The 14797-nt window shown below is 69.9% G+C and carries 12 protein-coding genes and 1 pseudogene; 4 read left to right on the top strand and 9 right to left on the bottom strand.

Annotated elements, in window-relative coordinates:
• Positions 1-151: 151 nt before the first annotated feature.
• The 3 genes from ACZ60W_RS33585 to ngcE all read right to left on the bottom strand — a co-directional run bounded on the left by ACZ60W_RS33585 (position 152) and on the right by ngcE (position 3571).
• On the bottom strand, positions 152-1093 hold the full coding sequence (locus ACZ60W_RS33585) for a carbohydrate ABC transporter permease (RefSeq protein ID WP_469759186.1): 942 nt from the start codon (positions 1091-1093) through the stop codon (positions 152-154).
• Entirely contained in the window at positions 1093-2022 is a 930-nt protein-coding gene (locus tag ACZ60W_RS33580) for a carbohydrate ABC transporter permease (RefSeq protein ID WP_469759185.1), read from the bottom strand. Before ACZ60W_RS33580 ends, ACZ60W_RS33585 begins: the two co-directional genes overlap by 1 nt.
• 103 nt (positions 2023-2125) lie before the next feature.
• On the bottom strand, positions 2126-3571 hold the full coding sequence (gene ngcE, locus ACZ60W_RS33575) for an N-acetylglucosamine/diacetylchitobiose ABC transporter substrate-binding protein (RefSeq protein WP_469759184.1): 1446 nt from the start codon (positions 3569-3571) through the stop codon (positions 2126-2128).
• Positions 3572-4115: 544 nt separating this feature from the next.
• Here ngcE and ACZ60W_RS33570 point away from each other — a divergent pair.
• Positions 4116-5033 carry an FG-GAP repeat domain-containing protein gene (locus ACZ60W_RS33570; protein ID WP_469759183.1) on the top strand — a complete coding sequence of 306 codons (918 nt, stop codon included), beginning with the start codon at positions 4116-4118 and terminating at the stop codon, positions 5031-5033.
• A gap of 102 nt (positions 5034-5135) precedes the next feature.
• Here ACZ60W_RS33570 and acnA read toward each other — a convergent pair whose 3' ends face one another.
• From acnA to ACZ60W_RS33555, 3 genes are all read right to left on the bottom strand, one after another.
• Entirely contained in the window at positions 5136-7850 is a 2715-nt protein-coding gene (acnA, locus tag ACZ60W_RS33565) for an aconitate hydratase AcnA (RefSeq protein ID WP_469759182.1), read from the bottom strand.
• Between the two features lie 297 nt (positions 7851-8147).
• On the bottom strand, positions 8148-8618 hold the full coding sequence (locus tag ACZ60W_RS33560; protein WP_469759199.1) for a LysR substrate-binding domain-containing protein: 471 nt from the start codon (positions 8616-8618) through the stop codon (positions 8148-8150).
• A gap of 165 nt (positions 8619-8783) precedes the next feature.
• A complete protein-coding gene (locus ACZ60W_RS33555; RefSeq protein ID WP_469759181.1) occupies positions 8784-9101 on the bottom strand; it encodes a LysR family transcriptional regulator in 318 nt (105 codons plus the stop codon).
• 188 nt (positions 9102-9289) lie between these two features.
• On the opposite strand from ACZ60W_RS33555, the gene ACZ60W_RS33550 reads away from it, so the two are divergent.
• The 3 genes from ACZ60W_RS33550 (at position 9290) to ACZ60W_RS33540 (ending at position 11816) form a co-directional block, all read left to right on the top strand.
• Complete coding sequence (locus ACZ60W_RS33550) at positions 9290-9796, top strand: cupin domain-containing protein (protein WP_469759180.1); 507 nt, start codon at positions 9290-9292, stop codon at positions 9794-9796.
• Between the two features lie 82 nt (positions 9797-9878).
• Complete coding sequence (locus tag ACZ60W_RS33545; RefSeq protein WP_469759179.1) at positions 9879-10235, top strand: VOC family protein; 357 nt, start codon at positions 9879-9881, stop codon at positions 10233-10235.
• A 51-nt stretch (positions 10236-10286) separates the two neighbouring features.
• Positions 10287-11816, top strand: coding sequence for a helix-turn-helix domain-containing protein (locus ACZ60W_RS33540; protein WP_384883595.1), 1530 nt, complete (start codon positions 10287-10289; stop codon positions 11814-11816).
• A 114-nt stretch (positions 11817-11930) separates the two neighbouring features.
• On the opposite strand, the gene ACZ60W_RS33535 is transcribed toward ACZ60W_RS33540, so the two are convergent.
• The 3 genes and pseudogenes from ACZ60W_RS33535 to ACZ60W_RS33525 all read right to left on the bottom strand — a co-directional run.
• A complete protein-coding gene (locus ACZ60W_RS33535) occupies positions 11931-13484 on the bottom strand; it encodes an MFS transporter (RefSeq protein WP_469759178.1) in 1554 nt (517 codons plus the stop codon).
• A gap of 91 nt (positions 13485-13575) precedes the next feature.
• The gene (locus ACZ60W_RS33530) at positions 13576-13989 is read right to left on the bottom strand and encodes a RidA family protein (RefSeq protein WP_469759177.1); all 414 of its coding nucleotides are present in this window, start codon (positions 13987-13989) and stop codon (positions 13576-13578) included.
• Positions 13986-14666 (bottom strand): annotated as a pseudogene (locus ACZ60W_RS33525) (acyl-CoA dehydrogenase family protein); the annotation flags it as partial. The pseudogene ACZ60W_RS33525 and the gene ACZ60W_RS33530, both read right to left, overlap by 4 nt.
• Between the last annotated feature and the right edge of the window lie 131 nt (positions 14667-14797).

Here is a 14797-nt window from a genome sequence, read left to right as displayed (position 1 = left end):
ACATGTGAACTCTAAGGGGACTCTTTCGGCTTGCTCCCCGTCAAGACCTTGAGAGGCGGACGGTACGGGTCACACGACGCGAAGGGCCCCCGGCGCGCGGTGCGCCGGGGGCCCTTCGGGCGGTTCCGGGAGGGGCTCGACGCCCCGGGGGTCACTTCACGGCGCCGGCGGTCAGACCGGCCACCACCTGCCGCTGGAAGATGATGTACGCCGCCAGGACGGGGAGCATCGCCATCACCAGACCGGCGAAGAGACCGGACCAGTCGCCCTTGTAGCCCTGGCTGACCGCGAGCTGGACGAGGCCCTGGGAGAGCACCTTGTTCTCCGGCTCGGTGTTGAGCACGGTCGGCAGCAGGTACTGGTTCCACTGGCCGAGGAAGTTGAAGATGCCCACGCTGATGAGGCCGGGCTTCGCCATCGGCAGCATCACCTGGAAGAAGGTCCTGGTGTGCGAGGCGCCGTCCACGAACGCCGCCTCCGCCACCGAGGTCGGCAGGGTGCGGAAGAAGGCGGTGAGGAAGAAGACGGTGAACGGCAGCGAGTACGCGATGTAGACGATGATCAGGCCGTGCAGCGTGTTCAGCAGGGCCATGTTCTGCATCACGTAGAAGAGCGGCACCAGCGCCAGGATGATCGGGAAGCTCATCCCTCCGATGAAGAGGAAGTAGATGAAGCGGTTGCCCGGGAAGTCGAAGCGGGCCAGCACGTAGGCCGCCATCGAACCGAGCAGCAGGGTGCCGACGAGCGAGCCGCCGACCACCAGGATCGTGTTCAGGAAGTAGTCGCTCATGTGCGCCTCGGTCCAGGCGCGCGACCAGTTCTCGAAGTGCAGCGAGTCGGGGAGCGACCAGGGCGAGGTGAAGATGGCCCGGTCGGTCTTGAACGAGGTCATCACCGCCCAGAGGAGCGGCGTGACGACCATGACCGCCCAGAGGATCAGGATGCCGTGGGAGAAGACGTTGAGGGTCGTGCCCTCGCTGCTCGAGTCCTTGGCCGCGGCGGGCGCGGGGGTCTTGGCGAGGGCCGGGCCGGGGCCGGCCGGGGAGCCGGGGGTGTCCTCGACTCCGGTGGAGGCAGTGTCGGTCGTCTTCATCAGAACTCCAGCCGCTCGCGCCGGCCCAGCTTCATCACGACGGCCGCGAAGGCGAGCGTGACGACGAGGAGCGCGACGCCGATGGTCGTTGCGTAGGCGGCCTGACCGTCCCGGAACGCCTTCTGGTAGACGTACAGCGGCAGGACGATGGTGGAGTAGTCGGGCCCGCCGCCGGAGGGGCCGACGGTCATGATCTGGACGACCGCGAAGGACTCCGCGCCGAGCGCGAGGATGCCCATGTAGATCCAGCCGGACTGCACGGTGTCCCAGAGCAGCGGCAGGGTGATCTTGAAGAACGTGGTGAAGCGGTTCGCGCCGTCGAGCAGGGCGGCCTCGTAGAAATCCCTCGGAATGGACGCCATGCCGGCCGAGAAGAGGACGACGAAGAATCCGACCGTGGACCAGACGAGGACCAGCATCACGCAGATCAGGGCGAGGTCCGGATCGCCGAGCCAGTCCGGCTGGACGCTGCCGAGGCCGACGCCCTTCAATACGGAATTGATGGCTCCGCTATTTGGGTTGTACGCGAACTGGAAGAGCAGCGCCACGATCGCGATCGACAGCACCTGCGGGAAGAAGTACACGATTTTGTAGAAGGACGAACCGCGCACGCCCGCGATCGCCGCCCCCCTGCGGCGCCGACCGCCGACATTGAGCATGAAGGCGAAGAAGAGCGCGAGACCGACTGTCACCAGCGGCAGCACCACCGCGAAGGTCAGGCTGTGCTGGAGGGATTTCCAGAAGATCTCGTCGTCCAGCATTCTGCTGTAGTTGTCGAATCCGACCATCCCGAATTCGGGACTCAGTCCGGTCCAGTCCGTGAAGGAGTAGTAGATGGACTGGACGAACGGCCAGATGACGAAGAGCACGTAGAGCGCGAGCGGGGCCGCCAGGAACCCCACGATGAAACGGTACTTGCCGTGTTGCATTCCTACCGACCCCGATCTTCCCGCGGAGGCGCGCCGCCGGTGCTGCGCGCGAAGTGGCCGGGGCCCGCTCCCGGTCGGCGGGAAGGGGCCCCGGCACTGATCGTCAGTGCTTGTAGTGCTTGATCGACGAGTCCTTGGCCGCCTCGTCGGCGTACTTCTGGATCTTCTTGATCGTCTCGGCCGGGGTGGCGCGGCCGGCCATCATCTCGCCGATGCCGGCGACACCGATCTTCTCCTTCTGGAGGGCGACGTACCAGTCCTGGAGGCGCGGGTTGACGACGTTCTGGCCGGCCTTCTCCAGCGCGGCGACGCCGGACTTGAGGCCCGGGGAGAGCTCGATGCCGTCGGTGCCGCCGTTGAGGGCGGTCAGGGACTTCACCGACTGGGTGAAGTTCTTGGAGGACGCCTCGCTGAGCATGATGCGCAGCTGCTCCATGCCGCCCTCGGCGTTCGCCGCCTTGGCCGGGACGATGAAGGGCTCGCCGCCGGCGGCCCAGATGGTGCCGAACGGCATCTTGTCGGAGGAGTCGATGCCGGTCGGGGCGGAGACGGAGAGGGCGAAGTCGGCGGGCATGGTCTTCGCCGCCTCGTTCTCGACCCAGGAGCCGTTCGGGATGAACAGCGCCTTGCCCTCGGTCCAGGCGGTCTGGGACTGGATGTGGTCGAGGCCCGGGGTGCCCTGGAGGATGTAGCCCTTCTTGAAGAGCTCGTAGTAGGCCTCGAAACACGCCTTGACCGCGGGGTGCTCCCAGGCCTTCGGCTCCAGGTTGTCGATGGCGTCCAGGACCTCGCGGCCGCCGACCTTGCCGATCATCGGGTAGAGCGAGAAGGGGATGTAGTACGGGTGCTTGCCCGCGTACGTCCAGCCCGCGATGCCCTTCTTCTTGGCCTTCTCGCAGACGGCCAGCATCTCGTCCCAGGTCTCGGGGTACTTCGCGTCGAGCGAGTCGAGGAGCTTCTGCGAGTACCAGACGCCGTAGACCGTGTAGGCGTAGTTGAGGATCCAGCACTGCTCGCCGTCGAACTGGCCCATCTCGACGATGCCGGGCCGCAGGGTGTCGCGGACCTTCTTGGCCGGGTCGTCGATCGAGGGCGCGTCCAGCAGCGGGGTGAGGTCCGCGAGCTGCTTCTGGCCGACGAGGACGCCCATGTCCATCTGCTCGGCGCCGGAGTTGTCGATGAGGTCCGGCGGGTTGCCGCCGTTGAAGCGCGGCTGGAGCGTGGTGGTGATCTTCTGGGTGGGGGTGAACTTGACCTTGGCCTTCGGGTAATTCGTCTCGTAGACCTTGACCGCGTCCTTGGCGTACTCCTGTCCGAATCCACCGTCGAAGAGGACGAAATCGAGCGGGGCCGACTCGTTCACCCCGAGCGGGTTCTTTTCGGACTTCGTGCCCTTCTCGACCTTTCCGTTGCCACCGCTGTCGCTGCTCGCACAGGCGGACAGGAAGCTCATCGTCGGCACCGAGATCAGACCGATGGCGGCGGACCGCTTGATCAGATCGCGGCGGCCGAGGCCGCCCTCATTGGTCTGTGCGGAGGTGGATCCCATGCTCAAGTCCTCGCCTTCATTCAGGACTCAGGCGGTGTACCGGTCGCCCGTCGTACTCGCTCGCCACAGGCGAAGGGCCCCGCCACCGCGGTCATTTGCAGCCGGGTCGTGCAGGCGTCGGGCCGTCGTCCGATGGAAACGACTGGCTGGACGCCGACAGGTATAGTCCACTTCCCTTCGCCTGAGCAAGATCGAAAGCAGGTTTTCACGGCCATCTTTCCCGAGTTGAGACCTGCGCGATAAGCACGTGGGATCTGCGGCGTTTCGTCCAACCATTCGTGAACCGGCGCCCTTGACAGCACACCGAAGAAGCCCGTACTGGGGCCTCGTCGGCGGGAGTTCACCCCACGCCCGGCGGATCGGGACGGGGCACGATAAGACAAACGGTACATATGATCTTGGACCGAAACAGTTGTGTCACAAACCAGTTGCCAGGTGAAGATCGCGTGAGAAGGATCCTGGATCATAGAGATCCCGCCGCCTGCGCCCCCTCGGGTGTGCGCGCTGCGGGACCGACACATTCCACTCGGATCTGGAGTACTACGTGGCCAACTCTTCTGGCCTGAACCGCGCGGGCGTCCTGTCCCGTGTCACCGTCGCGGCGATAACCGCCGCCCTCGTCGGCACCACCACCGCCGCTGTGGCGGCCGACGCGCCGCAGCGTTCGGTGTCGGGTGTCCAGCAGCCGGCGTCGAACGCGAGCGCCTTCGCCGCGTCCTCCGCTGCCGTCACCCCGGTGAACGCGCTCTACGGCGTCAACAGCGCCGGCACCATCTACGGCTACACCCCGAACGGCCAGGGCGGGCTCACGCTCCCCACCGAGAACTCGGGCACCGGCTGGAACTACAGCCAGCACATCAACCAGGTCGACCAGAACGCCGACGGCAAGTCCGACGGCCTCTTCGACGTCACGGCCGGGGCGCTCTACTACACCAAGTGGAACACCACCCCGCGCAAGATCGGCGCCGGCTGGGGCATCTACAACAAGCTGGTCTCGGTCGGCAACACCGGCGGTGCGGCCGCCGACGACCTGCTCGCCCGTGACTCCGCGGGTGTGCTGTGGCACTACCTGGGCTACGGCACGGGCAGCCTGACCACCCGCACCAAGATCAGCGCGGGCTGGGGCGGCTACAACCAGCTCGCCGGCAAGGGCGACCTGACCAGCGACGGCAAGGCCGACCTGGTCGCTCGTGACGGCGCCGGTGTGCTCTGGCTGTACAAGGGCACGGGCAACTACAAGACGCCCTTCACCGGTCGCACCCGCATCAGCGCCGGCTGGGGCGGCTACAACGCCCTGGTCTCCGTCGGCGACATCAACTACGACGGCGTCACGGACCTGATGGCCCGTGACGGCGCCGGCGCCCTGTGGCTGTACAAGGGCACGGGCAACGCCACCACGCCGTACTACAACCGCGTGAAGATCGGCACGGGCGGCTGGAACGGCTTCAAGCAGCTGTTCTGATCCCGGCCGCACCGGTCGTGCACCCGCCCCGCGGGTGAGCGTACGAAAGGGCCCCGCTCCTCTTCCGAGGAGCGGGGCCCTTTCCCGTTACCGGACCGGACGTCAGCCGCGGATCAGGTTGCGGAGCACGTACTGCATGATGCCGCCGTTGCGGTAGTAGTCCGCCTCACCGGGGGTGTCGATGCGGACGACCGCGTCGAACTCGACACCGGTGTCGGTGGTGACCTTGACCGTGCTCGGCGTGGTGCCGTCGTTCAGCTCGGTGACGCCCGCGATGGAGAAGGTCTCCTCGCCGGTCAGACCGAGCGAGTCGGCCGACTGGCCGGCCGGGAACTGGAGCGGCAGGACGCCCATGCCGATGAGGTTCGAGCGGTGGATGCGCTCGTACGACTCGGTGATGACGGCCTTGACGCCGAGGAGCGCGGTGCCCTTGGCGGCCCAGTCGCGGGACGAGCCGGAGCCGTACTCCTTGCCGCCCAGGATGACCAGCGGGGTGCCGGCGGCCTGGTAGTTCTGCGAGGCGTCGTAGATGAACGACACCGGGCCGTCGGCCTGGGTGAAGTCGCGGGTGTAACCGCCCTCGGTGCCCGGCGCGATCTGGTTGCGCAGGCGGATGTTGGCGAACGTGCCGCGGATCATGACCTCGTGGTTGCCACGGCGCGAGCCGTAGGAGTTGAAGTCACGACGCTCCACACCGTGCTCGGTGAGGTACGTGCCGGCCGGGGTGTCGGCCTTGATCGCGCCGGCCGGGGAGATGTGGTCGGTGGTGACCGAGTCGCCCAGCTTGGCCAGGACGCGGGCGCCGACGATGTCGGTGACCGGGGTGGTCTCCATCGTCATGCCCTCGAAGTACGGGGGCTTGCGGACGTAGGTGGACTCGGCGTCCCACTCGAAGGTGCTGCCGGTCGGGATCTCCAGCGCCTGCCACTGGGCGTCGCCCGCGAAGACGTCCTGGTAGGACTTGTTGAACATGTCCTCGCCGATGGCGTTGGCGACGACGTCGTTGACCTCGGCCTCCGACGGCCAGATGTCGGCCAGGTAGACGGGCTTGCCGTCCTGGTCGACGCCGAGGGCGTCCTTGGTGATGTCCACCTTCATGGAGCCCGCGATGGCGTACGCGACGACCAGCGGCGGGGAGGCCAGGTAGTTCATCTTGACGTCGGGGTTGATGCGACCCTCGAAGTTGCGGTTGCCCGAGAGCACCGAGGTCACGGCCAGGTCGTGCTCGTTGACGGCCTTGGAGACCTCCTCCGGCAGCGGGCCGGAGTTGCCGATGCAGGTGGTGCAGCCGTAGCCGACGAGGTTGAAGCCGACCTTGTCGAGGTACGGGGTGAGGCCCGCCTTGTCGAAGTAGTCGGTGACGACCTTCGAGCCCGGGGCGAGGGTGGTCTTGACCCACGGCTTGCGGGTCAGGCCCTTCTCGGTGGCCTTCTTGGCGACGAGCGCGGCGGCGACCATCACGTACGGGTTCGACGTGTTGGTGCAGGAGGTGATCGCGGCGACGGTGACGGCGCCGTGGTCGATCGTGTAGGTGGTGCCGTCGGGGGCGGTCACCTCGACCGGGTTCGACGGGACGCCGTTGGAGACGGCCGGGGCGTCGGAGGCCGGGAAGGACTCCTTGCCCGCCTCGTCGTCGGTGGAGACGTAGTTGCGGACGTCCTGGGCGAACTGCGCGGCGGCGTTCGCGAGGACGATGCGGTCCTGCGGGCGCTTCGGGCCGGCGATGGAGGGGACGACCGTGGAGAGGTCGAGCTCCAGCTTCTCGGAGAAGTCCGGCTCGGCGGCCGGGTCCAGCCAGAGGCCCTGCTCCTTGGCGTACGCCTCGACGAGCGCGACCTGCTGCTCGGAGCGGCCGGTGAGCTTGAGGTAGTTCAGGGTCTCGCCGTCGATCGGGAAGACCGCGGCGGTGGAGCCGAACTCCGGCGACATGTTGCCGATGGTGGCGCGGTTCGCCAGGGAGGTGGCGGCGACGCCCTCACCGTAGAACTCGACGAACTTGCCGACGACGCCGTGCTTGCGCAGCATCTCGGTGATCGTGAGCACCAGGTCGGTGGCGGTGGTGCCGGCCGGCAGCTCGCCGGTCAGCTTGAAGCCGACGACGCGCGGGATGAGCATGGAGACCGGCTGGCCCAGCATCGCGGCCTCGGCCTCGATGCCGCCGACGCCCCAGCCCAGCACACCGAGGCCGTTGACCATGGTGGTGTGGGAGTCGGTGCCGACGAGGGTGTCGGGGTACGCCTGGCCGTTGCGGACCATGACCGTGCGGGCCAGGTGCTCGATGTTGACCTGGTGGACGATGCCGGTGCCCGGCGGGACGACCTTGAAGTCGTCGAAGGCGGTCTGGCCCCAGCGCAGGAACTGGTAGCGCTCCTTGTTGCGGCCGTACTCCAGCTCGACGTTCTGCGCGAAGGCGTCGTGCGTGCCGAACTTGTCGGCGATGACGGAGTGGTCGATGACCATCTCGGCCGGGGAGAGCGGGTTGATCTTCGCCGGGTCGCCGCCGAGCGCGGCGACGGCCTCGCGCATGGTGGCGAGGTCGACGACACACGGCACACCGGTGAAGTCCTGCATGATCACACGGGCCGGCGTGAACTGGATCTCCTGGCTCGGCTGAGCCTGCGAGTCCCAGTTGCCGAGCGCACGGATGTGGTCGGCGGTGATGTTCGCGCCGTCCTCGGTGCGGAGCAGGTTCTCCAGGAGGACCTTCAGGCTGTAAGGGAGGCGCGCGGAGCCCTCGACCTTGTCCAGCTTGAAGATCTCGTACGACTCGTCGCCCACGCGCAGCGTGCTGCGGGCGTCGAAGCTGTTCGCCGACACGACAGTCTCCTTCATCAATGTGCGCGTACTACCGTCATGCTGCCGCCACGACCCCGCGCCGATCCGCTAAGGTAAGGCTAAGTTAGGTAGCCCTTACCGGGCGGGCGGCCGCAGTGCGCCGTAAGCAGTTATCTCGATGTCGAGATAACTCTAGTGCATCCCCGCCCCGCGGTCATGCCCGGGCGTGCCGTTTTCCCGTCCCGTCGGTCCGCTCCGGCGCCGCCTCCCCGCCGATTCGTCCGGCCCCGTGCGGCGCCGCCGCCGCACGGGCCCGCCGCGCCGCCGGGTCATCGCAGGTCACCGCCGTCCGGGAGGGCCGCGAGCGCCCGGAGCAGCCGGCGCAGCACCGGTGACGGCGGACCCGGCGGCACGGCCGGCGACGTGGTGAGGACGGGCGCGTCCAGCCGCCGCACCCCGCACGGCCACCCGGGGGACTTCGGGCACCCCGGCGACCTCGTGGAAGACCGTCCAGGACGGCGGCCCGGTCCCGATCGCCGGCAGGGTCTCCTGCAGTGCGGTGAACGGCGGGCCCGGGAGTGGTTCGGCACCCGCCGCGCACAGGGCCCCGGTCACCAGGTCGTGGAACGGCGGGTTGTCCTCGCGGGGCGCGAGCCGCAGCGGAAGCCCGGCCGGCCGCTCCGGCCCGGGCAGCGGTGCCGACGCGAGGGGGTGGCCCTCGGGCAGCGCCGCGTACAGCGGGTCGGTCCACACCGGCAGCAGCTCCAGGCCCGGCGCCTCCGCGGGGCCGCGGACGAGAACGGCGTCCAGTCCCCCGCGCGCACGGCGGCCGCCCGCTCGGCCGGGGGCAGACGCCGGGGCCGGACGTGGAGCCCGGGCGCCGCGGCCGCGAGCGCGTCCAGGAGCCGGTAGATCCGGTCGCCGGGACCGTGCGTGGAGCCCGGGCGCCGCGGCCGTGAGCGCGTCCAGGAGCCGCTAGATCCGGTCGCCGGGACCGTGCACGGTGCCCAGCCTCAGCACCCCTTCCGCGCCGGACGCGAGGTCGGCCGCGAGCCGTCCGGTCCGCTCCGCCGCGGCCAGGACGCCGCGGGCCTCGGGCAGCAGCCGCTCCCCGGCGCCGGACAGCCGCACCCGGCGGGTGGAGCGCTCGAACAGCGCCACGCCGAGCTCCCGTTCCAGGCGCCGGACCTGCCGGCTCACCGCCGACCGGACGATGCCGAGCCGCTCGGCGGCGCGGCCGAACCCACCCTCGTCGGCGACGGCCACGAAGTACCGCAGCCGGCGCAGCTCCATCGGCTCCTCCGATGCATCACGACCGGTGATCTCCGCCGACGACAACCGCCTCTGGTTCGCGTCTTCTTCCCCGGCTGGAATGGAGGGACGCCGCCGCCCGCCGCCCGCGGCCGGACGAGGGCGCGGCACGAGAGCACGGGACGAAGACGCGGGCGGCCGAGGGGACGGAGGAGACGGGAGTCGCGACGATGGCCGGGAACACCGGGAACACGATGCTCCGGGCGCTGGCGGTGCGGGCGGAGGAGGCCGAGCGCGTCCCGCTGCCGCACGGCGGCGGCTTCGGGCTGCTCGCCGACGCGCCGGCGACCGGCGGCGCGCTGGGCGCCAACCGGCTGACCCTCGACGAAGGGGCCGACGGGGCCGGGCCGCACCTCCCCACCCGGTCGTCCGAACTGTTCCACGTGCTCGACGGGACGGTGGAGTTCCTCCTCGTCGGGACCAGGGCGACGGTCGGCCGCGGCGGGCTCGTCGTCGTGCCGCCCCATACGCCGCACGCCTTCGGCGCCGCTCCCGGCTCCACCGCCGACCTGCTGGGGGTGCTCACGCCGGGCGTCGACCGGTTCGGCTCCTTCCGCGCGCCGGGGCGCGTGGCCAGGGGCCTGGAGGACTTCGCCGGCCTCGTCGCCGAGCAGGAGCGCTACGACGTCCACTTCCTGGACGTACCGGAGTGGCGGCGGGCGCCGGAGGCCGGCTGACGCCCGCGAGGGACCGCCCCGGGGGCACCCGTACGGCGGCGGGGGAATTGCCGGGGCCGGGGGGCGGGGTGAGGATCGAGCCATGTTCAGCGGCGCGCATGTGATTCTCTACACCCGGGACGCGGTGGCCGACCGGGCCTTCCTGAAGGACGTCGTGGGCTTCGGGCACGTGGACGCCGGAGGGGGCTGGCTGATCTTCCGCCTCCCGCCCTCCGAGATCGCGGTGCACCCCACGACGGCGGAGCCGCGGCACGAGGTGTACCTCATGTGCGACGACCTCACGGCCACGCTGACGACCCTGGCCGACCGGGGCGCGGAGATCTCACGGGCCATCACCGACGAGGGCTGGGGCCTGCTGGCGGCCGTACGGCTGCCGAGCGGGACCGAACTCCCCCTGTACGAACCGCGCCACCCGACGGCGCACGGCACATCACCCTGACGGCCTACCCCGATGACGGGTCACATCTCATATCTGAGATAACGTGACGCCATGGCAGACGACTACCTCGTACGCATCGGCAAGCTCATCCGTGACGCCCGGCAGCACCGCGGCTGGACACAGACGCAGCTCGCCGAAGCGCTGGCCACGAGCCAGAGCGCCGTCAACCGGATCGAGCGCGGCAACCAGAACATCAGCCTTGAGATGATCGCCCGGATCGGCGAGGCCCTCGACAGCGAGATCGTGTCCCTGGGATACGCCGGCCCGATGCACCTCCGCGTCGTCGGCCGCCGCCGGCTCTCCGGCGCCATCGACGTCAAGACGAGCAAGAACGCCTGTGTCGCGCTGCTCTGCGCCTCGCTCCTCAACAAGGGCCGCACGGTCCTGCGCCGGGTCGCCCGCATCGAGGAGGTCTTCCGGCTCCTGGAGGTCCTCAACTCCATCGGCGTCCGCACCCGCTGGATCAACGACGGGGTCGACCTGGAGATCGTGCCGCCCGCCGAGCTGGACATGGAGTCCATCGACGCCGAGGCCGCGATCCGCACCCGCTCGATCATCATGTTCCTCGGCCCGCTGCTGCACCGGATGGACCGCTTCAAGCTGCCGTACGCCGGCGGCTGCGACCTCGGCACGCGCACGATCGAGCCGCACATGATCGCCCTGCGCCGCTTCGGCCTGGACGTCACCGCCACCGAGGGCATCTACCACGCCCAGGTCGAGCGCTCCGCCTCCCCCGACCGCCCGATCGTCCTGACCGAGCGCGGGGACACGGTCACCGAGAACGCGCTGCTGGCGGCCGCCCGCCACGACGGCGTCACCGTCATCCGCAACGCCTCCTCCAACTACATGGTCCAGGACCTGTGCTTCTTCCTGGAGGCCCTCGGAGTCCGGGTCGACGGCATCGGCAGCACCACCCTGACCGTCCACGGCGTTCCGCAGATCGACGTCGACGTCGACTACTCCCCCTCCGAGGACCCGGTCGAGGCGATGAGTCTGCTGGCCGCCGCCGTCGTCACCGAGTCCGAGCTGACGATCCGCCGGGTCCCCATCGAGTTCATGGAGATCGAGCTCGCCGTCCTGGAGGAGATGGGCCTCGACCACGACCGCTCGGCCGAGTACGCCGCCGACAACGGCCGCACCCGCCTCGTCGACCTGACGGTCCGCCCCTCCAAACTGGAGGCGCCGATCGACAAGATCCACCCGATGCCGTTCCCCGGCCTCAACATCGACAACGTGCCCTTCTTCGCCGCCATCGCGGCCACCGCCCAGGGCAAGACCCTCATCCACGACTGGGTCTACGACAACCGCGCCATCTACCTCACCGACCTCAACCGCCTCGGCGGCCGCCTCCAGCTCCTCGACCCCCACCGCGTCCTCGTCGAGGGACCCACCCGCTGGCGCGCCGCCGAGATGATGTGCCCCCCGGCCCTCCGCCCCGCCGTCGTCGTCCTCCTCGCGATGATGGCCGCCGAGGGGACCTCCGTCCTCCGCAACGTCTACGTCATCAACCGCGGCTACGAGGACCTCGCCGAGCGCCTCAACTCGATCGGCGCCCAGATCGAGATCTTCCGGGACATCTGAGTACCCGCCGGAGTTCCGTACGCCGACGGCCCCGTCGCCCCCTCGTGGGGGTGGCGGGGCCGTCGGCGTGGGTGGCGCCGGGGTCGTACGCCGAGCGGGACGGGTTTTCGACGGTCAGCCGCCCGGCATCACTCCGACCCCGCCCTTGAGGCGGTCGATGTCGGACTGGCGGACCTTGATGACGAAGATGGCGACGAGGGCGCCGACGACGGCGAAGACGGCGGCGGTGACGAAGCCGGCGGAGACGCCGGAGGTGAGGACCTGGTCGGCGTAGGGCGGGGGAAGCTGGCCGGTCTCGGCGAAGCGGGCCTTCTCCAGGGGGCCGGCCTGGGCGAGGAAGGCGGGCACCTGGACGTCGGCCTCGTTGCGGCTCGCGGTGCCGAAGACGGTGACGAGGATGGAGAGGCCGAGCGAACCGCCCACCTGCTGCATGGCGTTGAGCAGTCCGGAGGCCGCGCCCGACTCCCTCGGCTCGACGTTGGAGAGGGCCATGATGGTGAGCGAGACGAACATCAGGCCCATGCCGAGGCCGAAGACGAGGATGGGGCCGAGGATGCTGCCCAGATAGGTGGAGTCCACGTCGGTGAGCGTCAGCCAGGACAGGCCGGCCGCGGCGAGGATCGAGCCCGTGACCATGAAGGGTTTGGGGCCGTACCGGGGCAGCAGGTTGGACGTGAGGCCGGCGCCGACGCCGATGATGGCGCTGACCGGCAGGAACGCCAGACCCGTCGTCAGCGGGCTGAAGCCCAGCACCTGCTGCACGAACAGGGTGAGGAAGAAGAACATCCCGAAGATGGCCGCCGCCAGGCACAGCATGATGACGTAGGTGCCCGAGCGGTTGCGGTCGGCGAACATGTGCAGCGGCGTGATGGGCTGTTGGGAGCGCCGTTCGATCAGGATGAACGCGGCCAGGAGGAGCACGGCGGCGACGAACGAGCCGATCGTGTAGGGATCGCTCCATCCCTCCTGGGCGGCCCGGATGAAGCCGTACACCAGGGCGACCATGCCGAGGGTCGAGGTGAGCGCGCCGGCGAGGTCGAAGTGGCCGGGGTGGCGCTCGGACTCCTTGACGTGGCGTGGCGTCAGGAAGGCGATGAGCAGGGCGATCGGCACGTTGACGAAGAAGATCCAGCGCCAGTCGAGCCACTGGACGAGCATGCCGCCCGCCACCAGGCCGATCGCGCCGCCGCCGGCCGAGACGCCGGCGAAGACGCCGAAGGCCCGGTTGCGTTCCGGGCCTTCGTCGAAGGTGGTGGTGATGAGGGAGAGCGAGGTCGGCGACGCGATGGCGCCGCCGACGCCCTGGAGTGCGCGGGCGCCCAGGAGTTGCCACTCGCTCTGCGCGAGTCCGCAGAAGAGCGAGGCGAGTCCGAAGAGCAGGACGCCGAAGATGAAGACGCGTCGCCGGCCCAGGATGTCACCGGCGCGGCCGCCGAGGAGCAGCAGGCCGCCGAAGGTGAGCGTGTAGGCGTTGACGACCCAGGACAGGCTGGTCGTGGAGAAGTGCAGGGCGCTCTGGATGTGCGGGAGCGCGATGTTCACGATCGTGATGTCGAGGACCACCATCAGCTGGCAGGACGCGATCACGAACAGGGCGATGCCCTTGCCGTCGCCGCCCTTCCTCGGAGTGGCGGTCTGTGCCGGTGTCGTCGGCTTGGGTGTACTCATTGGGCGCCTCGGGCCTCGCCTGGTGAGTGTGCCGTGGGCCGGTCAGTCCACCTTTCGACACTAAGCCCGGCCCGCACGGGGGACCAGTTGATCAAGCGTGCGCGGGCTCGTCCAGCACCGCGAAGCCGTCGAGTTCCACCTTGGCCTGTGCGTCCCAGAGCCGCACGACCCCGACGACCGCCATCGCCGGGTAGTCGCGGCCCGCCAACCGGCGCCAGACGCGGCCCAGTTCGACGGCGTGGTCGCGGTACTCGTCGACGTCGGTGGTGTAGACGGTGACGCGGGCGAGGTCGGCCGGGGTGCCTCCGGCGTGCCGGAGGGCGGTCAGGAGGTTGGCGAGCGCGACCGTGAACTGCTCGGGGAGGGTCTCCCCCACGACCTTTCCCGCGGTGTCGAGGGCGGTCTGTCCGGCGAGGAACACGAACCGGGTCCCGGTGGCGGTGACCGCGTGCGTGAACCCTGCGGGCGGGGCGAGTTCGGCGGGGTTGTGCCGGTGCAGGCTCATGAGGACGTGACCTCCTCCGTACGGGGGGCGGCGGCGCGGCGCGGTGCGGCACCGGGGGCCCCTCCCCCATGGTCCTCCCCGCGGGACGCGTACAGCTCCTTGGCGATGATGGTGCGCTGGACCTCGGTGGCCCCCTCGTAGATCCGGGGTGCGCGGACCTCGCGGTAGAGGTGTTCGAGGAGGTGGCCGCGCTGGAGGGCTGCGGCGCCGTGGAGTTGGACGGCGGAGTCGACGACGAACTGGGCGGTCTCGGTGGCGAGGAGTTTGGCCATGGCGGAGCGCCGGGGCACGTCGGGGTCGCCGGCGTCGTGGGCGGCGGCGGCCGCGTAGACGAGGAGGCGGGCGGCCTCGGTGCGGGTGGCCATCTCGGCGACGCGGTGGGAGACGGCCTGGAGGTCGGCGAGGACGCCGCCGAAGGCGGGGCGGGCGGCGGTGTGGGCGAGGGCGGCGTCGAGGGCGGCCTGCGCCATTCCGACGGCGAAGGCGCCGACGCTGGGGCGGAAGAGGTTGAGGGTGTGCATGGCGACCCGGAAACCGGCGTCCGGTGCGCCGAGGAGGTCCTCGGGGCCCACGGGGACGCCGTCGAAGGTGAGGGTGCCGAGGGCGTGCGGGGCGAGCATGTCGAGGGGTTCGCCGCCGAGGCCGGGGCGGTCGGCGGGGACGAGGAACGCGGTGACGGGGGGGGGGGGGGGGGGGGGGGGGGGGGGGGGGGGGGGGGGGGAGGGGGTGGGCTAGTTCTTGGCGGTGGGCGGCGCGACGCGGAGGTAGGGTCGTGAGATTGTTGCTCGGCCCGACAGGGGGGGGCTGA

This window comes from Streptomyces sp. NPDC104202 (assembly GCF_055584185.1).
This window is presented reverse-complemented; position numbering and strand designations above follow the sequence as displayed.